General features: G+C 61.4%; 23 protein-coding genes. 14 read left to right on the top strand and 9 right to left on the bottom strand.

Features of this window, described 5'->3' with window-relative positions; translation table 11 throughout:
* Nucleotides 1-38 precede the first annotated feature (38 nt).
* From B8991_RS08465 to B8991_RS08455, 3 genes are all read right to left on the bottom strand, one after another.
* A complete protein-coding gene (locus B8991_RS08465; RefSeq protein WP_084352434.1) occupies nt 39-1,001 on the bottom strand; it encodes an ABC transporter permease in 963 nt (320 codons plus the stop codon).
* Nucleotides 994-2,001 (bottom strand): ABC transporter permease, encoded by a 1,008-nt coding sequence (locus B8991_RS08460; protein ID WP_084352432.1) that lies wholly within the window; start codon nt 1,999-2,001, stop codon nt 994-996. Before B8991_RS08460 ends, B8991_RS08465 begins: the two co-directional genes overlap by 8 nt.
* A 117-nt stretch (nt 2,002-2,118) precedes the next feature.
* Entirely contained in the window at nt 2,119-3,822 is a 1,704-nt protein-coding gene (locus B8991_RS08455; protein ID WP_084352430.1) for a peptide ABC transporter substrate-binding protein, read from the bottom strand.
* Between the two features lie 234 nt (nt 3,823-4,056).
* Between B8991_RS08455 and B8991_RS08450 the strand changes: the two genes are divergently transcribed.
* Both B8991_RS08450 and argE read left to right on the top strand, forming a co-directional pair.
* Nucleotides 4,057-5,877, top strand: a complete 1,821-nt coding sequence (locus B8991_RS08450) for an ABC transporter ATP-binding protein (protein WP_084352428.1) — start codon at nt 4,057-4,059, stop codon at nt 5,875-5,877.
* 8 nt (nt 5,878-5,885) lie between these two features.
* Nucleotides 5,886-7,052, top strand: a complete 1,167-nt coding sequence (argE, locus tag B8991_RS08445) for an acetylornithine deacetylase (RefSeq protein ID WP_084352426.1) — start codon at nt 5,886-5,888, stop codon at nt 7,050-7,052.
* Nucleotides 7,053-7,059: 7 nt separating this feature from the next.
* Here the strand turns inward: argE and B8991_RS08440 are convergent, their stop codons facing one another.
* Nucleotides 7,060-7,263 carry a hypothetical protein gene (locus tag B8991_RS08440; RefSeq protein WP_084352424.1) on the bottom strand — a complete coding sequence of 68 codons (204 nt, stop codon included), beginning with the start codon at nt 7,261-7,263 and terminating at the stop codon, nt 7,060-7,062.
* Between the two features lie 89 nt (nt 7,264-7,352).
* Between B8991_RS08440 and B8991_RS08435 the strand changes: the two genes are divergently transcribed.
* Nucleotides 7,353-8,150, top strand: coding sequence for a glycosyl transferase (locus B8991_RS08435; RefSeq protein ID WP_084352422.1), 798 nt, complete (start codon nt 7,353-7,355; stop codon nt 8,148-8,150).
* A 126-nt stretch (nt 8,151-8,276) separates the two neighbouring features.
* Here the strand turns inward: B8991_RS08435 and moaA are convergent, their stop codons facing one another.
* Nucleotides 8,277-9,284 carry a GTP 3',8-cyclase MoaA gene (gene moaA, locus B8991_RS08430; protein ID WP_084352420.1) on the bottom strand — a complete coding sequence of 336 codons (1,008 nt, stop codon included), beginning with the start codon at nt 9,282-9,284 and terminating at the stop codon, nt 8,277-8,279.
* Nucleotides 9,285-9,368: 84 nt separating this feature from the next.
* Between moaA and B8991_RS08425 the strand changes: the two genes are divergently transcribed.
* Nucleotides 9,369-9,848: a hypothetical protein gene (locus B8991_RS08425; RefSeq protein WP_084352418.1), complete on the top strand. Its 480-nt coding sequence runs from the start codon at nt 9,369-9,371 to the stop codon at nt 9,846-9,848.
* A 113-nt stretch (nt 9,849-9,961) separates the two neighbouring features.
* Here B8991_RS08425 and glmS read toward each other — a convergent pair whose 3' ends face one another.
* On the bottom strand, nt 9,962-11,785 hold the full coding sequence (gene glmS / locus B8991_RS08420) for a glutamine--fructose-6-phosphate transaminase (isomerizing) (protein ID WP_084352416.1): 1,824 nt from the start codon (nt 11,783-11,785) through the stop codon (nt 9,962-9,964).
* The gene (gene glmU / locus B8991_RS08415) at nt 11,786-13,141 is read right to left on the bottom strand and encodes a bifunctional UDP-N-acetylglucosamine diphosphorylase/glucosamine-1-phosphate N-acetyltransferase GlmU (protein WP_084352414.1); all 1,356 of its coding nucleotides are present in this window, start codon (nt 13,139-13,141) and stop codon (nt 11,786-11,788) included.
* Between the two features lie 116 nt (nt 13,142-13,257).
* Here glmU and B8991_RS08410 point away from each other — a divergent pair, with 116 nt between their 5' ends.
* From B8991_RS08410 to B8991_RS08400, 3 genes are all read left to right on the top strand, one after another.
* Nucleotides 13,258-13,932: an HAD-IA family hydrolase gene (locus B8991_RS08410; RefSeq protein ID WP_084352412.1), complete on the top strand. Its 675-nt coding sequence runs from the start codon at nt 13,258-13,260 to the stop codon at nt 13,930-13,932.
* A 79-nt stretch (nt 13,933-14,011) separates the two neighbouring features.
* Nucleotides 14,012-15,205 (top strand): DegT/DnrJ/EryC1/StrS family aminotransferase, encoded by a 1,194-nt coding sequence (locus B8991_RS08405; RefSeq protein WP_084352410.1) that lies wholly within the window; start codon nt 14,012-14,014, stop codon nt 15,203-15,205.
* Between the two features lie 57 nt (nt 15,206-15,262).
* A complete protein-coding gene (locus B8991_RS08400; RefSeq protein WP_084352408.1) occupies nt 15,263-16,843 on the top strand; it encodes a toll/interleukin-1 receptor domain-containing protein in 1,581 nt (526 codons plus the stop codon).
* 173 nt (nt 16,844-17,016) lie between these two features.
* Here the strand turns inward: B8991_RS08400 and B8991_RS08395 are convergent, their stop codons facing one another.
* Entirely contained in the window at nt 17,017-17,472 is a 456-nt protein-coding gene (locus tag B8991_RS08395) for a CreA family protein (RefSeq protein ID WP_084352406.1), read from the bottom strand.
* Nucleotides 17,472-17,951, bottom strand: coding sequence for a pyridoxamine 5'-phosphate oxidase family protein (locus B8991_RS08390; protein ID WP_235866584.1), 480 nt, complete (start codon nt 17,949-17,951; stop codon nt 17,472-17,474). The genes B8991_RS08395 and B8991_RS08390 overlap by 1 nt, the downstream gene beginning before the upstream one ends.
* Before the next feature lie 146 nt (nt 17,952-18,097).
* On the opposite strand from B8991_RS08390, the gene B8991_RS08385 reads away from it, so the two are divergent.
* The 7 genes from B8991_RS08385 to B8991_RS21430 all read left to right on the top strand — a co-directional run bounded on the left by B8991_RS08385 (nt 18,098) and on the right by B8991_RS21430 (nt 25,287).
* On the top strand, nt 18,098-19,261 hold the full coding sequence (locus B8991_RS08385; RefSeq protein WP_084352405.1) for an isovaleryl-CoA dehydrogenase: 1,164 nt from the start codon (nt 18,098-18,100) through the stop codon (nt 19,259-19,261).
* A gap of 79 nt (nt 19,262-19,340) precedes the next feature.
* Nucleotides 19,341-20,948, top strand: a complete 1,608-nt coding sequence (locus B8991_RS08380) for a carboxyl transferase domain-containing protein (protein WP_084352403.1) — start codon at nt 19,341-19,343, stop codon at nt 20,946-20,948.
* A gap of 195 nt (nt 20,949-21,143) precedes the next feature.
* Nucleotides 21,144-23,096 carry an acetyl-CoA carboxylase biotin carboxylase subunit gene (locus tag B8991_RS08375; protein WP_084352720.1) on the top strand — a complete coding sequence of 651 codons (1,953 nt, stop codon included), beginning with the start codon at nt 21,144-21,146 and terminating at the stop codon, nt 23,094-23,096.
* Nucleotides 23,097-23,470: 374 nt separating this feature from the next.
* Complete coding sequence (locus B8991_RS08370; RefSeq protein ID WP_084352401.1) at nt 23,471-23,836, top strand: NADH-quinone oxidoreductase subunit A; 366 nt, start codon at nt 23,471-23,473, stop codon at nt 23,834-23,836.
* Nucleotides 23,827-24,444, top strand: a complete 618-nt coding sequence (locus tag B8991_RS08365) for a NuoB/complex I 20 kDa subunit family protein (protein ID WP_235866583.1) — start codon at nt 23,827-23,829, stop codon at nt 24,442-24,444. Before B8991_RS08370 ends, B8991_RS08365 begins: the two co-directional genes overlap by 10 nt.
* A gap of 61 nt (nt 24,445-24,505) precedes the next feature.
* Entirely contained in the window at nt 24,506-25,114 is a 609-nt protein-coding gene (locus tag B8991_RS08360) for an NADH-quinone oxidoreductase subunit C (protein WP_084352399.1), read from the top strand.
* On the top strand, nt 25,114-25,287 hold the full coding sequence (locus B8991_RS21430; protein WP_179141447.1) for a hypothetical protein: 174 nt from the start codon (nt 25,114-25,116) through the stop codon (nt 25,285-25,287). Before B8991_RS08360 ends, B8991_RS21430 begins: the two co-directional genes overlap by 1 nt.
* Nucleotides 25,288-25,328: the final 41 nt, after the last annotated feature.

The following is a 25,328-nucleotide window of genomic DNA, read 5'->3' as shown; positions in this document are numbered from 1 at the left end:
CAGTTGTGGGAAACTGGACCTTTCTGGCGTTGGCGCGCTTAGCGCCCACGAATGCGCGGATCCAGCGCATCGCGCAGCCCGTCGCCGAGATAATTCACGCTCAGCACCGTCAAGGAGATCGCCACGCCCGGCCAGATCACCCGCTCTGGATATTGCTGGAGGTAATCGACTGCGTCGAACAGCAACCGGCCCCAGGTGGGGAAGTCGGGCGGAAAGCCCAGCCCCAGAAAGGACAGCGCGCTTTCGGTGATGATCGCGTTGGCAATGCCCAATGTCGCGGACACCATGATCGGCGACATCACATTGGGCAGAATGTGCCGGATGATCATCTTGGTGTTGGTCGTCCCGATCGAACGCGCGGCCAGTACGAATTCGCGCTCTTTCAGCGCCAGCACATCGCCGCGCACGATCCGGGCCGTGGGCATCCAGCTTGTGAGGCCGATGGCACCGACGATCAGGATGAAGATGCCGGTCTCGGGGCCGAAAGCCTGGTTGAGCGCGCCTCGGAACAGCATCACCATGACCAACAGGAGCGGCAGCAGGGGCAAGGCAAGGAACAGGTCCGTCAGCCGCATGAGTGGCCCGTCGAGTTTGCGAAAATAGCCCGCGATCAGGCCTACGAAGCTGCCCAGCACCAGTGCCAGCGCCATTGCGGTGATGCCCACCGCGACAGAGGTTTGCCCGCCCGCCATCATCCGCGCCATCGTGTCCCGGCCCAGTTGGTCGGTGCCGAACGGATGGGCGAGGCTCGGGCCCTGATTGCGGGCGCGAATGTCGATGTAACCGGCGTCGATCGACCAGAAAAACGGGCCCAGGAAAACCGCCAGAACGATCAGCATAAAGATGATCCCGCCCAGCAAGGCACCTTTGTGGCGCTTGAACTGGTCCCAGACATCGCGCCAGTGGCTGCGCGGCGGTGTGACCGGGATCGGGTCGGGCAATGCCCCCGCCGGGGTTGCCCCGCCTGATCCGGGAATGACCTTGGAGGTGGGCTCAGTCATAGCGGATCCTGGGGTCAAGCACGCCGTAAAGCACGTCCGCGATCAGGTTGAACAGCACGATGAGGACTGCGAAGATGAAGGTCAGGGTCTGCACCATCGGCAGGTCATTGGCCTGAATGGCGGTGATCAGCAACTGCCCGATCCCGTTCACCTTGAACACCTGTTCGGTGATGATCGCGCCGCCAAAGACCTGCGGCACGCCAAGCGCGATCACCGTGACCACCGGCATCATGGAGTTGCGCAGCACGTGGACCAGCACGACGACCCGTTCGGACAGGCCCTTGGCGCGTGCCGTGCGCACATAGTCCTGATTGAGGTTGTCCAGCATGGAGGCGCGCATGAACCGGCTGATCTGCGCGGCATTGAACAGCGCCAGCACAAAGACCGGCATCACCATCTGGCGCAGTTGCGCCAGGAAGTTATCCCATGAATTTACCACAAGCGTGGTGTCGTAGATCGACGGGAACCAGCCCAGATGGACCGAGAAGATCACGATCAACAGAACGCCGGTAAAGAAGGTCGGCACCGAAAAGCCCAGCATCGACACGAATGTGCCGATCTGGTCGAAAATGGAATATTGCCGGTAGGCGGAAAGAATGCCGATGGGCAGGGCGATCAAGACACCGACGACATAGCTTAGCCCCACCACCCACAGCGTTTGCGGCATGCGTTGCACCACAATGTCCATGATGGGCGAACGGGTTTGCCAGCTGATCAGCCGCTGCTTGCCTTCAGAGAATGTGGTGCCGAACACATGGTCAATCAGGACCTGCGGTTCGACCCAGAAAAACTGCACGATCCATTTGACAAAGCGGACATGAAGCGGCTCGCCCAGTCCCAACGCCTCGCGCAGACGCTCTCTGACTTCGGGCGGGATTGTCAGGGGTTGTGCGGCCGTGGGATCGCCCGGTGCAAGTTCCAGCAGAAGAAAAATCACAAGGCTGATGAGCAAAAGCGTCGGGATCGACAGGACCAGTCGTCGGATCGTGAAGGTCAGCATGCACGGCGCCTTTGCGGGTCAGTCTTGCTGTCGGAGTGACTGAATTTGCGCCACAGGGTTGGGGCGTTGCGGCGGGTCAGTCATGGGGCGGGTTTTGGCCCGCCCCAAGGCATGAGATCACTTGATACGGTGCCAATCCGCAGCGTTCCAGATCTCGGAGTCCCATGTATTAAGCCGCACGCCGCCAAGGTCATTGGCATGTGCGGACACGCGACCACGGTCAACCAGTGGAACGATGGTGAAGGTCTCCTTGGTCAGCATGTCGTTCAGCTTCTTGGCCAGCTCCGACCGTTTAGTGATTTCTGCCGTTCTGGACAGCTCGTCGATCAACGTATCGTATTCGGGATCGCAATAGCGGTTGATGTTTTGTCCCTGCCACTGGTTGTCCGGCTGGGGTTCCTTGTCACAGCGATAGTTGGCCAGAAAAGCTTGCGGGTCGGTGCCGTCGAAATTGTTGGCGTACATTTCAACGTCGGCATAGAATTTCTGGAACGTGTCCGGGCTGCCCGGATCACCACCGAAAAACACCGAAGCGTCGATGTTGCGCAGCTCTGTCTCGACACCCAGTTCGGACCACCACTGCTTGATCAGCGCCTGAAAGTCCTGACGTACGGCATTGGTCGAGGTCTGGAACAGGATCGACAGTTCGACACCGTCCTTGTCGCGGATGCCATCGCCATTGCTGTCCACCCAGCCAGCCTCATCCAGCATCGCCTTGGCACCCTCGATGTCCTGGGTGAGACATCCGGTGTTGTCGGATGCATAGATCTCGGGGCCGGGGACCAGGTTGCATGTGGGCCGGCCAGCCTGACCATAGCCGATCTCGACCAGCAAATCACGGTCGATGGCCATCGACAGCGCCTCGCGCACGGCCTGATCCGTCAGGAACGGGTGCGGTGCCTCGCGTGTGGCGCGCATATCCGGATCCAGGTCGGGCGAGGGGTCGGTCAAGTTCATTTCCAGCCGTTCCACCAACGTGCCGAAGGCGGATACCAGCTTGCCCTTGCCGCCGTCCGCCATATCGGCCAGCACGTCTGGCGACAGTTGCAGATTCCATGCATAGTCGAATTCGCCGGTTTCCAGAACCGCCCGGCCCGCGGCCATGGCGTCGCCGCCGCCTTTGAAGGTCAGCGTTGCAAAGGCCGGTTTTTCGGGATCGCGGTAGTGGGGATTGGCCTTCATCTGGATAACGTCATTTGGCCGAAAGTCGGTGACAACGAAAGGGCCGGTGCCAATGGGCGCAAAATTTGCCTCGGTGCATTCCGGGGCCTTGGCACCCATGCAGCTTTCAAATTGCGCCTTCTGAATGATCGGCGACTGGTTGCCCATGAAGGCGGTGTAGGGGTAGGGCTTGGGTTCTTCGAAATTTACCTTGACGGTCAGCTCGTCGAGCACCTCGATATCCTTGATGCCGTCGAACTTGGCAAATTGCGAACAACCGCCTTCGGGATGCATGCAATATTCTGCGCTAAAGAGCACGTCCGCCGATGTGACCGGCGTCCCGTCAGACCATAGCAGGCCTTCTTTCAGCTTCCATGTGATCGACATCAGATCTTCGCTGACCCCGCCGTTATCCACCGTGGGAACAGTTTCCGCGAGAAAGGGAACCAGTTGCCCCGTTGGATCAAAACGCGCCATCGGTTCACTGACCAGTGATGCCGATTCGATGTCCTTGGTGCCGTTCGACAGATAGGCATTCAGGATCGACGGTGCCTGCCAGTAAATGATCCCGACATGGCCATCCGCGCCACGCTCGGCCATGGCCATCGGCGCAAAAACGGTCGTTGCCGCGGCACCGATAAGGAAGGTTTTCAGTGTCATTTCATAGCTCCGAGTTGAACTTTTGGAGAGAATGCCGCGGTGCGGTTGTAAAAAGCAGGACGGGTCGCATTTGCCGTTTTTCCAATCGTTGCAATCGGTTTCGATCCCTCATCTACCTATCGAAACAGACTTTCGCAAAAAATCAAGACTTGGCTGCGGGAAATACCTGTCCGGATTTGACACAACATGTTCTCTGTCGCTAGCGTCGGGCTCTGCGAAACCCGGAGACGTGTCATGCTCGACCACGCTATTGCCCGCATCGAGAATCTGCGGGTTACGTTCGAGACCAAGGGCGGTACCGTGGTCGGGGTGGAGGATATGTCATTCGACATCAACCCCGGAGAGACCGTCTGCGTCGTGGGAGAGTCGGGATCCGGCAAATCTGTGTCTTCGCTGTCGTTGATGCGGCTGGTGGAATACGGTGGCGGAACCATTGCCGGCGGGCACCTGCTGTTTGATCCCAAGGACGGGGACAAAATCGATCTGACGCACGCCGATCAGGACCAAATGCGCGCGATCCGTGGCAATGAAATCGGGATGATCTTTCAGGAACCGATGACGGCGCTGAACCCTGTCTTCACCGTCGAGCGGCAATTGACAGAAGGGCTGCGCCTGCACAAGGACATGACCAAAAGCGAGGCCGTGGCAGAGGCACTGGATCTGATGCGGCAGGTCCGAATTCCGGAACCGGAAAGACGGCTGAAGCAGTATCCGCATGAATTGTCCGGGGGCATGCGCCAGCGCGTTGTCATTGCCATGGCGCTGGCCTGCAAGCCGCGCCTGCTGATCGCGGACGAGCCGACAACCGCGCTGGATGTGACCATTCAGGCCGAGATCCTTGCCCTGATCGACCGTCTGAAGCGTGAAACCGGAACGGCGGTGATGTTCATCACTCACGATATGGCGGTGGTGGCGCAGATGGCCGACCGGGTCGTGGTCATGTTTCGCGGCAACAAGGTTGAGGAAGGCACTGTCGAGGAAATTTTCGAGAACCCGCAGCACGCCTATACCAAGGCGTTGCTGGCGGCGGTTCCAAAACTGGGCGAAATGCGCGGGACGGCCTGTCCCGAACCGATGCGCCTGTTGGGCGATGACCGCTTTGCCGCCAAGCCGATCCATGGAAGCAACGAGGTGTTGTTGAAAGTGCGCGGCCTGACCACGCGTTTTCCGGTCAAGGGCGGCTTCTTTCGCCGCACCATCGCCAATGTGCATGCGGTCGAGGATCTGTCTTTCGACCTCAATCGCGGCCAGACGCTTAGTCTGGTAGGCGAAAGCGGGTGCGGCAAGTCCACCGCCGGGCGGTCGATCCTGCGGCTGGTCGAACCGCTGTCCGGAGAGATCGAGATTGACGGCAAGGACATCGTGGCGCTGAATGCGGGTGATCTGCGCAAGGCGCGGCTGGACATGCAGATGGTGTTTCAGGACCCGTTCGCCAGCCTGAACCCGCAGATGACGCTTGCGGATCAGGTGGCCGAACCGATGCGCAACTACACAACGCATACCGGGCGCGCGCGGCAAGAGCGGGTCGAGATGCTGTTTGACAGGGTTGAATTGCCGCGCAGCTTCCTGCGCCGCTATCCGCACGAACTGTCAGGCGGGCAGCGCCAGCGCATCGCCATTGCCCGCGCGCTGGCGCTGAACCCCAAGCTGATCGTCGCGGACGAGGCTGTCTCGGCGCTGGATGTGTCAGTGCAGGCGCAGGTGCTGAACCTGATGATGGAGTTGCAGGCCGATCTTGGGCTGTCTTACCTGTTCATTAGTCACGACATGGCCGTGGTCGAGCGTGTCAGCCACCATGTCGGCGTCATGTATCTGGGCCGGATTGTCGAAATAGGCCCTCGCGCTGCGGTCTTTGAAAACCCGCAGCATCCGTATACACAGGCCTTGATGAAGGCGGTGCCGATCGCCGATCCACGCCGCCGCAAATCCGAGCATGAGTTGAATTTCAAACCGATCCCGTCTCCGATCCACCCTGTCGGCCATGAACCCGGACCGTCGATCTATGCCGATCTGGGCGGAGGTCACAAGGTGCTGACATCGGATAGCGGGTATTGAGAGGGCAAATGTCTGATATACTGTCACCACGCGCGATCATGGACAAATTGGTGGGGTTTCCCACCGTCAGCCGGGACAGCAACCTCGACCTGATTGACTGGGTTGAAACCTATCTGACCGGGCAGGGCATCACCTGCCATCGCCACTATAACGAGGATGGCAACAAGGCCGCGCTGTTTGCCCATGTCGGCCCGGAGGTCGAGGGCGGTCTGGTTCTGTCGGGGCATACCGATGTCGTGCCGGTCGATGGTCAGCCCTGGACATCCGACCCCTGGACCGTGACCGAACGCGACGGGCGTCTTTACGGGCGCGGCTGCACCGATATGAAGGGCTTTGACGCGCTGGCGATCTGGGCGCTGGTCGAGGCACATCACAATGGCGTCGCGCGGCCGTTGCAACTGGCGCTCAGCTATGACGAGGAAATCGGCTGCACCGGCGCGCCGCCACTGATCGAGGCGATGGCGGCCAAGCTGCCAAAAGCCAGCGCCGCGCTGATCGGTGAGCCGTCAACGCTTCGGGCCGTCACCGGCCACAAGGGCAGTCAGGGGTTTCACACCCGCGTGGTCGGGTTCGAGGTGCACAGTTCGCTGATGCATACCGGCGTGAATGCGATCATGGAGGCGGCGAAACTGATCGTCTGGGCGAATGAACGCAATGCCGAGAACCGCGCGCGCACACCATCGACTTTGGGCGCGATGTTCGATCCACCTTGGACGACCTGCCATGTCGGAGAGATCGAAGGCGGCACTGCGCATAACATCACCGCCAAGCACTGTTGGCTGGGGATGGATTTTCGGGTGGTCCCCGGCGAGTCTCTGACGGATTGGAAGGACGCCTACCTGGCCCGTGTTCGCGAGATAGAGGCGGACATGCAGGCGATCCGGCCCGAAACCCATATCGAGATCACCAAACGCTACGAAGTCCCCGGCCTTCAGCCCGAACAGGATGGCGAGGCCGAGGCACTGGCGCGCGCGCTGACAGGCGACAATGGCAACCACGTCGTCAGCTACGGCACCGAGGCCGGGCATTTCCAGAATGCCGGTTACTCGGCGGTTGTCTGCGGGCCGGGTGACATCGCACAGGCCCACCAGCCCGACGAATATATCACCGTTGAACAGTTCGAGGCGGGCCATGATTTCATGCGCCGTCTGTTGTCCCGCCTGAAGGAGGCCTGAGATGCCGTCAAGAACCGCATTCGCGATATAGTTGGAGATCAGCGAATGGTGCAGGTTTTTCTATGCGCATCCCGGCTTTACGCATGACGTTCGCCGCGCGGTATGGACCATCGCCGGTACGCTGCGAACCGTTCAGCTGAGACGCGGTTCGCCCCGTGCCGGCGTTGTTGAGATCATCAACGGCAAGTCCGATGGCTCTGGCAAAGTCCATCGTGATTTGCCTGTGCAGCGGTGTCGCGCCTCTGGCATGCCGCATCGTTCCAGAGTAACACCCGCTGAAAGCCGCAGGAGGGTCCCAGCTTGGTCGCCAATATCATCTGTATCAAATGGGGCACGCTGTTCGGGCCGGAATACGTCAACCGCCTGTATTCAGGCGTGCGGCGCAACCTGTCCCAGCCGGTGCGGTTCTTTTGCATGACAGAAGAAACCGACGGACTGCACCCGGATATAGAGGTGCTGCCTCTGCCCGTCGAACCCTACGCAGAGCCGATGGCGGCAGCCCTCGCCGTGGCCAACCGGCAGGGTGCGATGCGCAAGGTCTCGCTGTTTCGGCCAGGTCTTGTGCCGGATCTGGATGGCCCATTCCTTGGGTTCGATCTGGATGTGGTCATCACCGGCGATCTGACGCCGATCTGGCAGATGCCCGCCGACAAGATCGCGATGCGCCATGACTGGACGGAAAAGCGCAAGGGCCGCCCGACCGGGCATGGCTCTGTCTTTCGCTTCGATCCGGCGCGGCACGGCTATCTGTATAATGACCTTGCCGCGAACCCCTATGCAGAGGTCGAAAAGGCGCGCGGATCGGAGCAGCGCTACACCTCGCACAAGGCGATGGACAACAGTGATTTTGCCTATATCCCCGGCGAACTGGTGGTCAGCTTCAAATATGATTGTCTTGGCCTGCCGCCGATCAACTACCTGCGCGATCCCATCCTGCCACCCGAGGCGCGCGTCGTCTGCTTTCACGGACGTCCAAAAATGTCAGAGGCGGTGACGGGGTACAAAGGATCGTGGATCCGCCACTCGCGGCCCTGTGCCTGGCTGAAAGACCACTGGATTGATCGCGCGGAGGCCGACCTGGGCCCGGACTGGGCCTGATCCTGTCAGCTTGTCGGACCGGATGGTGCTTTCAGTATATCGGACCGGGAACTGCTTTCGCATCATGCTGCGCCCCGCCAAATTTCGCCACTCAGACACCCGTTTCGCGGACGCAAGGCGGCGTTTTCAGCCGCCTGTATGGCTCATATGGCGTGACATCTGGCCGTCCAGCGCCTGTCTGGAATAATCAAAGTCGTGCCCTTTAGGCTTGTGCGCGATGGCGTCGCGGATCGCGTCCTGCAAGGCCGCATCGCTGCCGGGATGGTTGCGCAGGGCGGAGCGGAGGTCGGCATTGTCTTCCTGGCCCAGACACATGAACAATTCGCCCGTGCAGGTAAGCCGAACACGGTTGCAGCTTTCGCAGAAATTGTGGCTGAGCGGCGTGATGAATCCGATCTTTTGCCCGGTCTCTTCCAGCCGCACATAGCGCGCAGGCCCGCCCGTGCGCTCTGGCAGGTCGGTCAGCGTGTAATGCTGGCCAAGTGTCTCTCGCAGGTCGGACAGCGCCCAATATTGTCCCAGACGGTTCTCATTGCCGATGTCGCCCATCGGCATGACCTCGATCCAGGTCATGTCCATGTCACGTTCGGCGCACCATTCTGCCAGCGGCAGCAATTCGTCCTCGTTGAAGCCTTTCAGCGCGACGGTATTGATCTTCACCCGCATGCCGACCTTCTGTGCCGCATCTATGCCCCGCAGAACCTGCGGCAGACGCCCCCAGCGGGTGATCTCGGCGAATTTGCCTTCGTCCAGCGTGTCGAGAGAGATATTCACCCGCCGCACGCCCGCATCCCAAAGCGGTTGAGCAAACCGTTCCAGCTGCGATCCATTGGTCGTCAGCGTCAATTCGCGCAGCGCGCCGCTTTCCAGATGCCGGGACATATCATTGAAGAAGGTCATAATGCCCTTGCGCACAAGAGGTTCGCCCCCGGTGATGCGCAGCTTTTCAACGCCCAGACCGATGAAGGTCGAACACATCCGGTCCAGCTCTTCCATCGTCAGAAGCTCTTTCTTGGGCAGAAAGGTCATGTTCTCCGACATGCAATAGACGCAGCGGAAATCGCACCGGTCGGTGACCGAAACCCGAAGGTAGGTGATCGGGCGCAGGAATGGGTCTATCAATGGCGTGTTCATGCAATCAAGGTAACGTCGCGGAGGTCCGCCTGCAAGGGCTGCGCGGTCTGGACGCGGGGCGACGTTGGTCCTATCTTCACGGCCATGAAAACACTCACGCTTCCAGTTTCCCTGCTTTGTGTCGTGGCCCTTGCAGGCTGCGTCGATGGCCTTACGGGCACGCCCGGAACATCCCGCGCGCCTGACGATGTAGCGCAGCGACCTCAAGCGCGGCCCGCGCCGAAACCGCCTGCAAACGCCCGCACGGCCGAAGCCTTCGATACGGTCAGCCTGGAAGACCGCGCAGAAGCCGCGAAAGTCCCGTCGGGTGGCGAAAGCCGGTTGGGGACCACCGTTGCGTCGCTGGGCGATCCTTCGCAAAGCGGTTTGTGGATGAAGACGCCGCTTGTGAAGACCGCGCGCAAGGGCCGGGTGGTGTTTCCGGGGTCCGGAAAATCGGCGCAGGTGGATCTGATCCCGTTGGACGCGGCACCCGGATCAGGCAGTCAGCTTTCCCTGTCAGCCATGCAACTGATCGGCGCGCCCTTGACTGACCTGCCGACACTGGAAGTCTACGGGTCCTGACGTTTTGGCGTCCGCAGTTGCGGGCGAACTTTTCTTCAAGACTTGCCTGCCTCAGCCTTCAAAGAAGGCCGGATCGGCTAGTGCTTCCAGAACAACGAGCCAGCCTTCCGCTGTCATTCCACCGTCACCGATTTCGCCAGGTTGCGAGGTTGGTCAACATCCGTGCCCTTGGCGATGGCTGTATGGTAGGCCAGTTGCTGCGCGGGCAGGGCATAAAGGATCGGCGTCAGGATCGGGGCAACGCTCGGCAGGGTGATCTGTTGCCAGACACCATCGCCCGCGTCCCGAAGGCCCTCGGCATCGGTCACCAGAACGACCTTGCCGCCACGGGCCATGACCTCTTGCATATTCGATACGGTCTTGTCGAAGAGCGCATCGCGCGGTGCCATGACCACCACGGGAACGGTCTTGTCGATCAGCGCGATGGGGCCGTGCTTCAGTTCGCCTGATGCATAAGCTTCGGCATGTATATAGCTGATTTCTTTTAGTTTCAAAGCGCCTTCCAGAGCCAGTGGATACATCAGGCCACGACCCAGAAACAGCACGTCGCGGGCTTCTGCCAGCTTGCGGGCGACCTTGCGGACATCCTTGCCGCGATCGAGTGCGGCGTTCAGAACGCCGGGCAATGCGCGCAGATCGGCCAGATGGGCGGCAAGCTCTTCGGCGGTTATCTCCTCCCGGTCCGATGCCGCCTTGAGCGCGAGCAATAGCAGCACCACCAGCTGACAGGTAAACGCCTTGGTCGAAGCTACGCCGACCTCTACGCCCGCGTGGATCGGCAGCGCCAGATCGCTTTCCCGCGCGATCGAGCTTTCGGGGACGTTGACCACCGAGACGATCCGCTCTGCCTTGCGCTGACAATAGCGCAGGGCGGCAAGCGTATCTGCGGTCTCGCCTGATTGGCTGACAAACAATGCAGTTGTGCGCGCGGGGATCGGCGGTTCGCGGTAGCGGAATTCCGACGCGATATCGACATCCACTGGGATGCGCGCATATTGCTCGAACCAGTATTTCGCGGTGAGGCACGCGTAGGACGCCGTGCCGCAAGCCACCATGGTCAGGCGGTCAACGGCGGTGAAATCAATCCCGTCGCCGGGCAGGGCGATGCCCTTGCCATCCGGCGTCAGGTAGGACCGGATCGCTTCGGCCAGAACCGTGGGTTGCTCGGCGATTTCCTTGGCCATGAAGTGCTTGTGGCCACCTTTGTCGACGCGCGCGGCGTCTATCCGGATTTTCTTGACGGGACGTTCGACCACTGCGCCCGTTTCGTCGCGGATCTCGATCTTGGAGCGCGTCAGAACGGCGCGGTCGCCTTCATCCAGATAGGTGATGCGGTCGGTCAGCGGCCCCAGCGCAATCGCGTCAGAGCCGACATAGACCTCGCCATCGCCATGCCCGATCGCAAGTGGAGAGCCTTTGCGGGTGGCAATCAGCAGATCATCCTCGCCCTCGAACAGAAACACCAATGCGAACGCGCCGTTCAGACGGTCCAGCGTTGCCATAGCCGCCTCAACCGGTGACTTGCCCTGGGCGATGTGGTGCTGCGTCAGAAGCGCCACGGTCTCCGTATCGGTTTCGGTGACAAACTTGATGCCCTGCTCGGCCAGTTCGGCGCGCAATTCACGGTAATTCTCGATAATGCCATTATGCACCACGGCGACGGAGCCCGCGCGATGCGGGTGCGCGTTCACCTCTGTCGGGGCACCATGCGTGGCCCAGCGGGTATGGCCGATGCCGGCTTTGCCAACCAGTGGTTCATGCACAAGCAGATCCGACAGGTTGACCAGCTTGCCAACAGCGCGGCGACGCTCAAGTGCGCCTTCGTTGACTGTCGCAATGCCGGCGCTGTCATAGCCGCGATATTCCAGCCGTTTCAGGGCCTCCACTAACAGCGGGGCGGCCTCGTGTTTGCCTAGAACCCCAACGATACCACACATCTATGACGCCTCTTTTTTCTGCTTCGCCTTCTTGGCCTTGAGCATTTCAACCAGCTTTCGCGCCAAGCCCGGCTTGGTCTGCTGCTGGGCGCGCGCAATTGCCAGCGCCCCGTCCGGCACATCCTGCGTGATGACCGATCCGCTGCCGGTCATGGCCTCGTCGCCGACCGCGACAGGTGCCACCAGCATGGTGTTCGAGCCGATAAAGGCGCGCGCTCCGATCTTGGTCCGGTGTTTCATCACCCCGTCATAGTTGCAGGTGATCGTGCCCGCGCCAATATTTGCGGCGGCTCCCACTTCTGCATCGCCGATATAGCTGAGATGGTTGGCCTTGGCACCTTCGTGCAGATGCGCGTTCTTAACCTCGACAAAATTGCCGACGCGCACATTGTCGTCCAGTTCCGTGCCGGGGCGCAGGCGTGCATACGGCCCGACGATGGCCCCCTGGCTGACATGCGCGCCTTCGAGATGCGAAAACGCACGGATACGCGCCCCGGATTCCACGGTCACACCGGGGGCGAAGACCACATAGGGTTCGACCTCTGCGCCATTGCCGATCACGGTGTCGAAGGCAAAAATCACCGTGTCTGGGGCTTGCATGACCACGCCGTCCTCGATCAGTTCCGCACGGCGGCGGGTCTGAAAAGCGGCCTCTGCGGCGGCAAGTTCGGGGCGTGAATTGATGCCCAGCGTTTCGCCCTCGTCGCAGGTCACGGCGGTGGCATTCAGGCCGCGGTTGCGCGCGATGGCGACGATGTCGGTCAGGTAGTATTCCCCGCTCGCATTGTCATTGCCGACCGCGTCGATCAGATCAAACAGCGTGTCCGCATCGGCGCAGACCACGCCGGAGTTGCACAGGGTGATGGCGCGCTCTGCCTCGGTCGCGTCCCTGAACTCGACGATGCGGGTCAGGGTGGTGCCTTCCGTCACAAGGCGGCCGTAGCGGCCCGGATCGCTTGCCTCAAAGCCCAGTACCACGACATCGGCACGGGTGCGGGCCTCCAGCATCGTCAGCAGCGTGTCTTCCGAAATGAAGGGCGTATCCCCGTACAGCACGATCACGTCGCCGCCGAAGCCCTCAAGCGCCGTGCGCGCCTGCGCCACGGCATGTGCGGTGCCTAACTGTTCCGTCTGAAGAGCCACGCGCGCCTCGGGGTGTTGATCCTGTGCCGCGGCGGTGACGGCATCCCCACCGTGGCCTGCAACAACCACCGTATGCTCTGGGTCAAGGGCTGCCCCCGATTGCATGGCATGTGCCAAAAGCGGTGCGCCTGCCAGCTTGTGCAGCACCTTGGGAAGGTCGGATTGCATCCGGGTTCCTTTGCCTGCGGCAAGGATGACAAGTGCGATGCTCATGCGGTTTCTCTTTGTTATTTCTTGCGGCCCGTTTTATCGGTCTGGTGATGGACTGCAAGCAGCGTGGTATCACGTCTGATTGCGGGTTGTGACAGGTAATCGGGTAGGGACAGACAATGCGGACAGTGATTTTCGACCTTGATGGCACGTTGGCGGATACCAGCGCGGACCTGATTGCATCCGCCAACCATTGCTTTCGGGCGATGGGGGCGGGCGATGTGCTGGATCCGGTGGCCGATGCCGCCACGGCTTTTCACGGCGGCCGGGCGATGCTGTCGCTGGGGCTGACGCGGCTGGAAAAACACTCGGACGGTGAGGTTGAGCGCTGGTATCCGGAACTTCTGGCGGCCTATGGCGCGGCCATTGACGTTCACACGACGCTTTATCCCGGCGCGATGCAGGCTGTGACGGCCCTGCGCGACGCCGGTGTGCGGGTGGGGATCTGTACCAACAAACCCGAAAGGCTGGCCGATACCTTGCTGACCCGGCTGGGGGTGCGCGATGCGTTCGCCTCGATGATCGGGGCCGATACCCTGCCGGTGCGCAAACCTGATCCTGCGCCCTATGTCGCGGCGGTCGAGCGTGCAGGCGGGTCGGTGGCGCAAAGCTGCCTGATTGGCGACACCACGACCGACCGGGAAACCGCCCGCGCCGCCGGGGTGCCTTGCGTGCTGGTGACCTTTGGACCCACGGGTGGGGATGTTGCCGCGCTGGAGCCGGAAGAGCTGCTTGCGCATTATGACGACCTGCCCGCGCTTGTCGCGCGTCTGCTGCCGGTCGTGGCGGCGTGACCTGCCGCCAGACTTTATCACCTGACCAACCGGCGCATTCCGTGATTGACCAATGCGCGCGCTGACGAGAGATTGCGACATGAGCGAAATTTTCACCGGCAGTTTCACCCAGCAGGAACCGATCAGCGAAGAGGCCATCGCCGCCGCGCTGGAGGTGCTGCGCAGCGGGCGCCTGCACCGTTACAACGTGGCCGAGGGCGAGGCGGGCGAAACCGCGTTGTTGGAACAGGATTTCGCCCGCATGACCGGCGCGCGGTTTTGCCTTGCCGTCGCCTCGGGCGGCTATGCGCTGGCCACGGCGCTGCGTGCAGCAGGGGTGGCACCGGGCGACCGGGTGCTGACCAATGCCTTTACCTTGGCTCCTGTACCGGGGGCGATTGCCAGCGTCGGGGCGCGGCCGGTTTTCGTCGGCGTGACAGAGGATCTGGTGATCGACCTGGAGGATCTGCGCACCAAGCTGGACCGCGCCGATGTGCTGATGCTCAGCCATATGCGCGGGCATATCTGCGACATGGATGCGCTTATGGCGATCTGCAACGCGCACGGCGTGACCGTGATCGAGGATTGCGCGCATACGATGGGCGCGGACTGGGCCGGCGTGCCATCCGGTCGCCACGGTCTGATCGGCTGCTATTCCACGCAAACCTACAAGCATGTGAATTCCGGCGAGGGCGGCTTTCTGGTCTCCGATGATGCGGACGTCATGGCGCGAGCGGTGATGCTGTCGGGGTCCTATATGCTGTTTGACCGGCACCTTGCCGGACCGCCGCCAGAGGCATTTGCCCAGGCGAAATACGACACGCCCAACATTTCGGGCCGAATGGACAATCTGCGCGCCGCGATTCTGCGGCCGCAACTGCGCCAGCTTGAGGCGCAGAAAGAACGCTGGAACGCCCGATACGCAGTGATCGAAGAAGGGCTTCGCGACACGGCGGGTCTGCGGCTGATCTCGCGGTCGGAACAAGAGCGCTTTGTCGCGTCGTCGTTCCAGTTCCTTCTGCTCGACTGGCCCGCAGAAAAGGTGACGGATGTCTTGCGCCGCTGTGCCGCCCGCGGGGTGGAGTTGAAGTGGTTCGGCGCGCCAGAACCCGCAGGCTATACCTCTCGCTATGACAGTTGGCGCTACGCGGATGCGGAAGCCATGCCCGCCACCGACCGCGTTCTGGCGGGGATCGTGGATCTGCGTCTGCCCTTGACCTTCAGTCTGGAGGATTGCGCGCTGATCGCCCGTATCATCCGGGCCGAGGTCAGCGCGGTCTGGCAGGCCGCGTGACACTCCGCGCCTCATGCCACGCTTGTGCGGCACATCTCTCGCTGCTTTACTGAAGCGATGTTGAAAGAACTGGACCGGATTGACGTAGTCGTAAACGGCAAGACGCGCAGCATTGTTCTGGCGCAGGGCAATCTTGCACGCATTGATGCGGCGCAACGGGTTGATCTTCTGGTGATCTCGGCCTTTCCGGGCGATTATACGCCGACGCCGACCTCTATGGTCGGACAGTTGGCGCGCAACGGCGTGTCCGTGGCAGAGCTTGCCAGCATGAAAGCGATGGATCTGCGCGCCGAAAGCGGTGCGTGGCTGTCGCGCCCGGTGGAGGCTGCGGGCTTTGACCGGTTGGTCTGTTTCGAGCCACAAACGCTCGGCGCGCCGCCCGTCGTGGTTGGAGAGCTGTTTCGCGCTTTGTTTCCGTTTCTCGAATCTTTGGATGGTGACGAAAACCGCGATCACTCTGTCGCGATGCCGCTGCTTGCCACGGGGGATGCGGGCTGGAGCGACAGTCAGATGATGGCGCCGCTGCTGGAGGCCGCAACGCGCTGGCTGCAACTTGGGCTGCCGATCTCGACGCTGTATATCGTGGCGCATAACGCGCCAAAGGCAGCTGCTATGAAAGCGGCTTTTTCCGAGTTCAAGGAAGATGATCCGCCAGCCTCGGGGACGTTTGCGCCAGTCGCGTCGGAATTTGCGTTTGAAGACGATAACCTTAAGGAAGCCGACGTTCCGGTAAGCGGTCAGCAAGCCGGCTTCGACTCCGCCGTGTGGAGTTCGCGTGGCCGTTCTCGCGGGTCGGTCAGCCTACAGTTCGCGTTGTTGGTGGCGCTCGCGCTGTCTGGCTTGTCGTGGGTCCTGATCGGTGCCGATGCAGTTGACCTGCTGTCGTTGGGACTTCTCGGCGTGATGCTATTGGGTCTTTTGCCCGCTTATCGACTGGAAGTCCGCAGGAAGCGCGTATTCGGACTTGGGCAATCAAGAACCAAAACCCTTCTATTCGCGCTGATGACGATTGCTCCTTTTTTCCTCGTCGCAGTGATCGACCTGCAATACCGGTCCGTCTGGCCGCCATCCTGGACTGCGATCGTGTCGGCGGCGATCGGCGTAGGATTGGTGGCGGGTCTCTATGTCTGGTGGATCAGAGACAGTCTTTCCAGGCTCGGTCTGGTGCCGTCGTCGAACAGACAATTCGACAAGTTGGATGCGCCTGAACTTGTCGGGTATGATAAAAAGATCTTTCTGAGTTATTCGTCAACAGACGCCAAAGCGGCAAGGCGGGTGCTTGATGGCTTCCACATGGCGTCGCCCGGCGTCAAGGTTTTCGAGTTCCGCCGCGACATTCCCATCGGCGTCTCCTATCAATCCCGCATCGATGAGGCGCTTGCCGAAAGCGACAGGGTCCTGTGCTTGCTCAGCCCCGAATATATCCAATCGCCGGAGTGTCAGGAGGAGTTGATGGTCGCCCGACTGCGCAACAAGCGCGCAGGGTTTGAGTTCCTCTGGCCGGTTTACTGGCGCGAGGTGCATGGCGGGTTGACGGACTGGCTGATGATCCTGAACCTCGCGGATTGCCGGGAATCCTCGGTGGCGCAGTTGGACCGGACAGTCACGCGGCTCGCCTCTGAACTGCTTAAAAACTGACGACGTTTCGCGCTGGCTGGCCGTGGTTTTCAGCCATATGAGGGCAGGATGCCAAACCAACCCGGAACACCCCGGCGGTGCGCGCGAGATCTGCGCATGACAAGGCATTTCGGGAAAAGAGACATAGCTGTCCTTTCCCTTTTAATGCCTTTGCCTGGGTCAGGTCGCCGAACCTACTGGCCCGGTTGATACAGCGGCACGGTAGAGATCGCCACTTTAGCCGACCCGTCGGTCAACTCTGCTGCGTGGGCGACGTAAATCAATGTGCGGTTCGCCTCGTCATAGATCCGCTTGACCCGCAGGCTTTTCAGGATGATCGAGCGCGAGGTGCGGAACACGTCTTCGCCGCTCTCGTCACGATCAATGTCGCCCAGTGTGATCGGTCCGGTCTGGCGACACGCGATCGAGGCGTTTGACGGATCCTCAAACCAATTGCCCTTTGACAGACGATCAATCAACCCACGGTCGAAATAAGCGATGTGACATGTCACGCCCTCGACTTGCGGGTCGGCAACGGCCTCGATGATGATGTCATTGCCAACCCAGTCGACGCCGATCTCGCCCACCTGCTCTGCTTGGGCAAGCAGCGGCAGACAGGACAACAGGGCGGCAACACGCAGGCGACCCATCAAAAGGTCACCGTGCCATGATCACCCATATCGGGTTTCTCGTCGCTCATATGCGCTTTCGCAATCTCGTACAGGAAGCCTGCCGCGCCATCCGTGGCCCAGATCTCTGCCGTGGTGGGGGTCATCTTTACCAGGCGCACCTTATCATCGTCGCGGCCTTCTTCAAACCATGCCGCGACAACCGCGTTCCACAGTTCGTCAAGCTTCTGAGCGTCGTCGACAATTTCCAGATGACCAATCACGCTGGCGTAGATATTCGCCTTTGGGTCCGCCACCAGAAACGTTGCCGAGCTTCCACGCACGGCCGCGTCCGCCACGTCTGTACCATGGGCGGTGATGAACCAGACGGCGTTATTGTCGCTGTCCGCCATGGGCGACATCGGAACCGCGCGTCCGCCTTCAGCAGTCATCATGCCCGCCTGCACGTTCTCGATGCGGGTCCAGAAGTCGTTTTTCAGGTTCTTTTCCATCTGTGCCATTGCTGCTTACCTTTCATCATTCCCGTTTGGCATTCCAACGCGCCATGCAGCGTTGCGGTTCCTTGTGATCGACCAGAACGCTTGACCGGAAGACCCGGGACGCGTAGTATTTGAACAAGTGTTCAATAAAGCGAGGGGAGGCGCCTGTGTACAACGCTGTCATGCAATACGATCTTGGTGAGGACGTGAATGCGCTGCGCGAGATGGTGCATCGCTGGGCGCAGGAGCGGGTCAAGCCGATCGCGGCCGAGGTCGACAGTTCCAACACCTTCCCGGCGGAGCTGTGGCGCGAGATGGGCGATCTGGGCCTTCTGGGGATCACCGTGCCGGAAGAGTACGGCGGTGCAGGCATGGGCTACCTTGCGCATGTGATCGCGGTTGAAGAGATCGCCCGCGCCTCTGCCAGTGTCAGCCTGTCTTACGGCGCGCATTCCAATCTGTGCGTCAATCAGATCAAGCTGAACGGCACGGATGAGCAGCGGCGCAAATACCTGCCCGGCCTGATCTCGGGCGAACATGTCGGCGCGCTGGCTATGTCAGAGGCAGGGGCAGGGTCCGACGTTGTCAGCATGAAGCTGCGGGCGGAGAAGAAGAATGACCGGTTTGTGCTGAACGGCAATAAATACTGGATCACCAATGGCCCGGATGCCGAGACGCTTGTTGTCTATGCAAAGACCGATCCGGATGCCGGGTCGAAAGGCATCACCGCGTTCCTGATCGAAAGGTCGATGGCCGGGTTCAGCACCTCGCCGCATTTCGACAAGCTTGGGATGCGGGGGTCCAACACGGCCGAGTTGATCTTTGACGGCGTGGAAGTGCCGTTCGAGAACATACTGGGCGAAGAGGGTCGCGGCGTGCGCGTTCTCATGTCCGGGCTGGACTATGAGCGTGTGGTGCTTGCAGGCATCGGCACCGGTATCATGGCCGCCTGTCTGGACGAGATCATGCCCTACATGGCAGAGCGGAAACAGTTCGGCCAACCGATTGGCAGTTTTCAGCTGATGCAGGGCAAGATCGCGGATATGTACACCGCGATGAACTCTGCCCGCGCGTATGTCTACGAGGTCGCGAAGGCCTGCGACCGGGGTGACGTGACGCGGCAAGATGCGGCGGCCTGCTGTCTTTACGCGTCCGAGCAAGCGATGGTTCAGTCGCATCAGGCCGTGCAGGCCATGGGCGGTGCGGGCTTTCTGCAAGACGCCCCCGTCGCGCGCCTGTTCCGCGACGCCAAGCTGATGGAGATCGGCGCTGGGACGTCCGAGATCCGCCGCATGCTGGTGGGCCGCGAGATGATGGGAGCGATGGGGTGACGGTCGTCACGAATGATCGCCGCCGCGCCTGGAAGGCCGTCCCTCAATTCGCGCCCCTGTCCGTAACGGAGACTGCACCATGAAGATTCAATCCCAGGCGATCCCGTCCTCGGACGCGTTCAAGGCCAATACCAAGGGCCATCTGGAGGCGTTGGAGGTTATCCGTGCGGCGGCGGAACAGGCTGCGGCAGGCGGCGGAGAAAAGGCGCGCGAAAGGCACCTGTCCCGCGGCAAGATGTTACCGCGGGACCGGGTGGCGAACCTGCTTGATCCCGGCTCGCCGTTTCTGGAGATCGGCGCGACGGCAGCGCATGGGCTTTATGATGGCGTGGCCCCTGCGGCCGGCGTGATCGCCGGGATCGGCCGGGTCGAGGGGCGCGAGGTCATGGTGGTGTGCAACGATGCCACCGTGAAGGGCGGCACCTATTATCCGATGACCGTCAAGAAACATTTGCGCGCGCAGGAGATCGCCGAGGAAAACCATCTGCCCTGCATCTATCTTGTCGATAGCGGTGGCGCGAACCTGCCCAATCAGGACGAGGTGTTTCCGGATCGCGACCATTTCGGACGGATCTTCTACAATCAGGCGCGGATGAGCGCCAAGGGCATCGCGCAGATCGCTGTCGTCATGGGGTCCTGTACGGCGGGTGGTGCCTATGTGCCGGCCATGTCGGATGTGACGATCATCGTGCGCGAGCAGGGCACGATTTTTCTGGCCGGTCCACCTTTGGTCAAGGCCGCGACCGGAGAGGTTGTCTCGGTCGAGGATCTGGGCGGCGGTGACGTGCACACGCGGCTGTCGGGCGTGGCGGATTATCTGGCCGAGGATGACGCGCATGCGCTGGCTTTGGCGCGTCGTGCCGTGCGCAGCCTTGTCGGACCCGAGAATGCGCCGTTTCTTGCGCTGCCGGGCGGGGCCGATCCGGCCTATGATCCGGCAGAGATTCTGGGTGTCGTGCCTGCTGACCTGCGAACACCCTATGACATCCGCGAGGTGATTGCGCGCGTCGTCGACGGGTCTTGGTTCGATGAATTCAAGCCGCGCTTCGGAGAAACGCTGGTTTGCGGGTTTGCCGAAGTCATGGGCGTTCAGGTCGGGATCATCGCCAATAATGGCGTGTTGTTTTCCGAGGCCGCGCAGAAGGGCTCGCATTTCATCGAGCTGTGTTCGAAGCGTCGTATCCCGCTGGTTTTCTTGCAGAATATTACCGGATTCATGGTCGGCCGGAAATACGAAAACGAGGGTATCGCGCGGCATGGCGCCAAGATGGTAACGGCGGTGGCCTCGACAAGCGTGCCCAAGATCACGCTGCTGGTCGGCGGATCCTTCGGCGCGGGCAATTACGGCATGGCCGGGCGCGCCTATCAGCCGCGCTTCCTGTGGAGTTGGCCCAACAGCCGGATCTCTGTCATGGGCGGGGAACAGGCGGCCGGCGTTCTTGCCACGGTCAAACGCGACGGGATCGAGCGGAAGGGCGGCACCTGGTCTGCCGAGGAGGAGGCGGAATTCAAGCGCCCGACAGTCGAGATGTTCGAGCGCCAGGCGCATCCGCTTTATGCCTCGGCGCGGCTTTGGGATGACGGCTGCATCGATCCGCGCAAGACGCGCGATATACTGGCGCTGTCGCTTTCGGCGGCGCTGAATGCACCGATCGAGGAGACGCGCTTTGGTGTCTTCCGGATGTGAGCGGTGGCACCCGTCGCCCCGGCACGGGCGCGCCCACCCGCCCACCCCGCGCCCGTGCCGGGGCTTTGCCCGGTCGGTCTGTGCCGCTCCTGTTGGGCAGAACGTTGCGGGACGGATCGCCGGGCGACGGGTGGGGCAACCTGTGTTCTGGCGGTATGAAAAGACAACATGCGTGAAGCGCGCGGAGGAAATGCGATGTTCGACACGATCCTGATTGCCAACCGGGGCGAGATTGCCTGCCGGGTGATACGCTCGGCGCAAGCCATGGGGCTTCGCTGCGTGGCGGTACATTCTGATGTGGATGCGGGGGCTGCGCATGTGGCGATGGCCGATACGGCCATTAGCTTGGGCGGGGCGGCCCCGGCTGACAGCTATCTGCGCGGGGATGCCATCATCGCGGCGGCAGAGGCGACGGGCGCGCAGGCGATCCATCCGGGCTATGGCTTTCTGTCCGAGAACCCGGATTTCGTCGAGGCGGTAGAGGCGGCGGGGCTGACCTTTATCGGTCCATCCGCAAAGGCGATCCGGGCTATGGGGCTGAAGGATGCGGCCAAGGCGCTGATGGAAAAGGCAGGTGTGCCGGTCGTTCCGGGCTATCACGGTGAGGATCAGGATCCCGCGCGTCTGGCGCAGGAGGCGGAGCGGATCGGCTATCCTGTGATGATCAAGGCCGTGGCGGGCGGCGGGGGCAAAGGCATGCGCCTTGTCGAGCGGCCCGAGGAATTCGCCGACGCCCTGGCCAGTGCACAATCCGAGGCGCGTGGCGCGTTTGGAAACGATGCCGTGCTGGTGGAAAAATTCGTGCAACAGCCCCGGCATATCGAAGTGCAGGTGTTTGGCGACGGCAACCGCGCGGTGCATCTGTTCGAACGGGATTGTTCGTTGCAGCGCCGCCATCAGAAGGTGATCGAAGAAGCGCCAGCCCCCGGCATGACACCCCAGATGCGCGCCGCGATGGGCGAGGCGGCGGTCCGCGCGGCCGAGGCCATCGGCTATTCCGGGGCGGGTACGGTGGAGTTCATCGTGGACGGCTCGGGCGGGCTTCGGTCTGACGGGTTCTGGTTCATGGAGATGAACACGCGTCTTCAGGTCGAGCATCCGGTGACAGAGGCGATCACCGGTGTCGATCTGGTGGAATGGCAGATCCGTGTTGCCGCTGGCGAGCCATTGCCCGCCCGGCAAGAGGACTTGCGCATCAACGGCCACGCCTTCGAGGCACGGCTTTATGCTGAAGATGTTCCCAAAGGCTTCTTGCCCGCGACGGGACGTTTGTCGCATCTGAAATTTCCGGAAGGCGTGCGCGCTGACAGCGGTGTCCGGGCAGGGGACGAGATCAGCCCCTGGTATGATCCGATGATTGCAAAACTGATTGTGCATGGTCCGACTCGGGACGTGGCGCTGAAACGTCTGGCCCGCGCCATCGAGACTTGCGAAGTCGCCGGGACAGTGACCAACCTCGCGTTTCTGGGACGTCTGGCGCGTCATGCGGGATTTGCGGCCGGAGAGGTCGATACCGGGCTGATCGCGCGAGACATCGACGCGCTGACCGCCGTGCCCGAAGTGTCAGATGCCGTCGTGGCCGAAGCGGCGCTGGCCTTGCTTGGCTTGTTGGGGCCGGGCGATGCCGTCCAGGGTGTGCATCTTTGGACGCCGGTCGACCGCAAGTTCGACCTGGAGCAAGGCGAGACCGCGCATGCGGCGACAGTCGAGGTCCTGTCACGGGATCAACGCAGGGTGACGGTGAACGGATCCCAAATCCTTGCCACGCGCGTCGATGGGCAGTGGCGCTTTGACGGTCAGGCCGGGCATGGTTGTATCACCACCGGGCACGACGTCACCGTATTTGCCGATTATGGCCAGCGGTTTACGATGGTCGATCCGCTGGAACGGGCGCTGGATGCGTCGGGTGGCAGTGATCTGGTCGAGGCGCCGATGCCGGGATTGGTCCGGATGGTTACGGCCCGTGTCGGCGAGGCGGTGACCAGAGGTGATCGTCTTGCTGTGCTGGAGGCGATGAAGATGGAACACGCCTTGCAGGCACCGCGCGACGGTATCGTTGCGGAGGTGCTGGTCGCCGAGGGGGATCAGGTCGCGGCAGGTGCCGCGGTGATCCGGCTTGAAGAGGAAACCGACGCGCCAGAAGTTTGACATCGCTTGCCGCGAGGTCGCGCAGGGCTGATTGACGCGATGCCAAGCGTCGGCACCGGCAATGGTGTGACCGGACAAACGCGTGGTTTACGTCTGGGCCAGCGCGTTGGTCAGCCCTGCGGGAATGTGCGTGCAGCCGGAGCAATGCGACCCCGACGCTGCGCGGCGATTTCGCGGTCTGGCTGACAATTTGCCGCAACCGATGTTGTCTGGCCGCGATTTCTTGGCCTAAGTCGATGAAATTCAAATTCGTTTCGGTGCCGTGAATATATGTGCCCGCGGTTGACCCTGACCGGTGCCGGGGCTAGAACCTGCTCTAGCCCATACCGTCTTGCGAAGGCGCGCTGCGGCGCGACCTGAAAGGAGCCTGTCACATGGAAGAGATGCTGAGGGAGTACCTCCCCATTCTCGTTTTTATGGCCATAGCGATCGGACTTGGCCTTGTGCTCATTCTTGCTGCGGTGGTTCTGGCCGTGCGCAACCCGGACCCCGAGAAGGTGTCGGCCTATGAATGTGGCTTCAACGCCTTCGATGACGCGCGGATGAAATTCGATGTCCGATTCTATCTTGTGGCCATTCTGTTCATCATCTTCGATCTGGAAATAGCCTTTCTCTTTCCCTGGGCCGTGGCCTTCAAGGATGTGAGCATGACAGGCTTCTGGTCGATGATGGTATTTCTGGGCGTGCTGACCATCGGCTTTGCCTATGAATGGAAAAAGGGAGCCCTGGAATGGGAGTGACCGACGACAAGCCGCTTGTCACGGAGGTGCAGGGCGACGGCAAACAGGCGGACCGCATCAAATCCGGACCCTCCGCGCTGGCTCCTTACGGCAACAATACCGCCGGTGGCGATAACGAGGTCGCGACCCAGGCCCTGAACGCAGAGCTTCAGGATAAAGGGTTTCTGCTGACCTCGACCGAGGACATCATCAACTGGGCGCGTACCGGATCGCTGCACTGGATGACGTTCGGGCTGGCGTGCTGCGCTGTTGAAATGATGCATACGGCAATGCCGCGCTACGACCTTGAGCGTTTTGGCACCGCGCCACGCGCCTCTCCGCGCCAGTCGGACCTGATGATCGTTGCGGGCACGCTGACCAACAAGATGGCACCCGCGCTGCGCAAGGTTTACGACCAGATGCCGGAGCCGCGTTATGTGATCTCCATGGGGTCCTGCGCCAATGGCGGCGGCTATTATCACTACAGCTATTCCGTGGTGCGGGGCTGCGACCGGATCGTGCCGGTGGATGTCTATGTGCCCGGCTGCCCGCCAACCGCAGAGGCGCTGCTATATGGCGTGATGGCCTTGCAGAAAAAGATCCGCCGGACCGGGACGATCATGCGATGATTTCGACATCCGCATTCAGCGCCCGCTGCGGCAAATACCTTTCAGCACCGGAGGCATTCTGATGACCACCGCCCTGCAAGAGCTTGGCACCCATATCGAGATCAAGCGCCCCGATTGCGTGCTGTCCTGGGATGTGAGCTTTGATGAATTGACCGTGGATGTGGCCCGCGCCAACATCGTCGGCTTTGTCGAGTTTCTCAAAGCTGACCGGACGTGCCAGTTCTCGACCCTCGTTGATATCACCGCCGTTGATTATCCCGAGAGGGCGCAGCGGTTTGACGTGGTTTATCACTTCCTGTCGATGTATCAGAACCACCGCATTCGCCTGCGCGTCGCGGTGCGCGATGACGAGATGGTGCCGTCGATCACGGATGTGCATGCATCTGCCAACTGGTTCGAACGCGAAGTGTTCGACATGTTCGGCATTCTCTTTTCCGGTCATCCGGACCTGCGGCGCATCCTGACCGACTATGGGTTTCGGGGCTATCCGCTGCGCAAGGATTTTCCGACCACGGGCTATACCGAAGTGCGCTACGACGAGTCGAAGAAGCGCGTCGTCTACGAGCCGGTCAGCCTTGTGCAGGAATATCGTCAGTTTGATTTCATGTCCCCTTGGGAAGGCGCGCATTACATTCTGCCGGGCGATGAAAAGCAGGAAGAGGCGAAGTAATGGGCGGTTTCTGGTGGCTTGTTCTGTCGGCATTGACGGCCATTCCGATGGTCAAGCTGCTGCCGTTCTTCGGCATAAATAAATACTGGGCAGCGGCCTGTCTTGTCCCCCTCGGCACGATTGCGCTGCTGTGGTGGATGGGCGTGAAGCTGCAAGAGTTGGAGAAGCGTTGAGATGATCCCGTTTCTGACTGAGGTTCTGGAGTTACTGGTCG

Origin of the sequence: Primorskyibacter flagellatus, from assembly GCF_900176485.1 — a bacterium.
Taxonomy (GTDB): Bacteria; Pseudomonadota; Alphaproteobacteria; order Rhodobacterales; family Rhodobacteraceae; genus Primorskyibacter; species Primorskyibacter flagellatus.
Note: the sequence above shows the minus strand (reverse complement) of the source record. Positions and strands in the feature narration are given on the sequence as shown.

Excerpts from the sequence above, each read along its gene's own strand:
- B8991_RS08460 (WP_084352432.1), bottom strand. The coding sequence starts at position 2,001 with ATGCTGACCTTCACGATCCGACGACTGGTCCTGTCGATCCCGACGCTT.
- B8991_RS08465 (WP_084352434.1), bottom strand. The coding sequence starts at position 1,001 with ATGACTGAGCCCACCTCCAAGGTCATTCCCGGATCAGGCGGGGCAACC.
- B8991_RS08390 (WP_235866584.1), bottom strand. The coding sequence starts at position 17,951 with ATGGCACAGATGGAAAAGAACCTGAAAAACGACTTCTGGACCCGCATC.
- B8991_RS21430 (WP_179141447.1), top strand. The coding sequence starts at position 25,114 with ATGGGCGGTTTCTGGTGGCTTGTTCTGTCGGCATTGACGGCCATTCCG.
- B8991_RS08455 (WP_084352430.1), bottom strand. The coding sequence starts at position 3,822 with ATGACACTGAAAACCTTCCTTATCGGTGCCGCGGCAACGACCGTTTTT.
- glmS (WP_084352416.1), bottom strand. The coding sequence starts at position 11,785 with ATGTGTGGTATCGTTGGGGTTCTAGGCAAACACGAGGCCGCCCCGCTG.
- moaA (WP_084352420.1), bottom strand. The coding sequence starts at position 9,284 with ATGAACACGCCATTGATAGACCCATTCCTGCGCCCGATCACCTACCTT.
- B8991_RS08450 (WP_084352428.1), top strand. The coding sequence starts at position 4,057 with ATGCTCGACCACGCTATTGCCCGCATCGAGAATCTGCGGGTTACGTTC.
- argE (WP_084352426.1), top strand. The coding sequence starts at position 5,886 with ATGTCTGATATACTGTCACCACGCGCGATCATGGACAAATTGGTGGGG.
- B8991_RS08440 (WP_084352424.1), bottom strand. The coding sequence starts at position 7,263 with ATGGACTTTGCCAGAGCCATCGGACTTGCCGTTGATGATCTCAACAAC.
- B8991_RS08395 (WP_084352406.1), bottom strand. The coding sequence starts at position 17,472 with ATGGGTCGCCTGCGTGTTGCCGCCCTGTTGTCCTGTCTGCCGCTGCTT.
- B8991_RS08410 (WP_084352412.1), top strand. The coding sequence starts at position 13,258 with ATGCGGACAGTGATTTTCGACCTTGATGGCACGTTGGCGGATACCAGC.
- B8991_RS08365 (WP_235866583.1), top strand. The coding sequence starts at position 23,827 with ATGGGAGTGACCGACGACAAGCCGCTTGTCACGGAGGTGCAGGGCGAC.
- B8991_RS08370 (WP_084352401.1), top strand. The coding sequence starts at position 23,471 with ATGGAAGAGATGCTGAGGGAGTACCTCCCCATTCTCGTTTTTATGGCC.
- B8991_RS08405 (WP_084352410.1), top strand. The coding sequence starts at position 14,012 with ATGAGCGAAATTTTCACCGGCAGTTTCACCCAGCAGGAACCGATCAGC.
- B8991_RS08400 (WP_084352408.1), top strand. The coding sequence starts at position 15,263 with ATGTTGAAAGAACTGGACCGGATTGACGTAGTCGTAAACGGCAAGACG.
- glmU (WP_084352414.1), bottom strand. The coding sequence starts at position 13,141 with ATGAGCATCGCACTTGTCATCCTTGCCGCAGGCAAAGGAACCCGGATG.
- B8991_RS08375 (WP_084352720.1), top strand. The coding sequence starts at position 21,144 with ATGTTCGACACGATCCTGATTGCCAACCGGGGCGAGATTGCCTGCCGG.
- B8991_RS08425 (WP_084352418.1), top strand. The coding sequence starts at position 9,369 with ATGAAAACACTCACGCTTCCAGTTTCCCTGCTTTGTGTCGTGGCCCTT.
- B8991_RS08360 (WP_084352399.1), top strand. The coding sequence starts at position 24,506 with ATGACCACCGCCCTGCAAGAGCTTGGCACCCATATCGAGATCAAGCGC.
- B8991_RS08380 (WP_084352403.1), top strand. The coding sequence starts at position 19,341 with ATGAAGATTCAATCCCAGGCGATCCCGTCCTCGGACGCGTTCAAGGCC.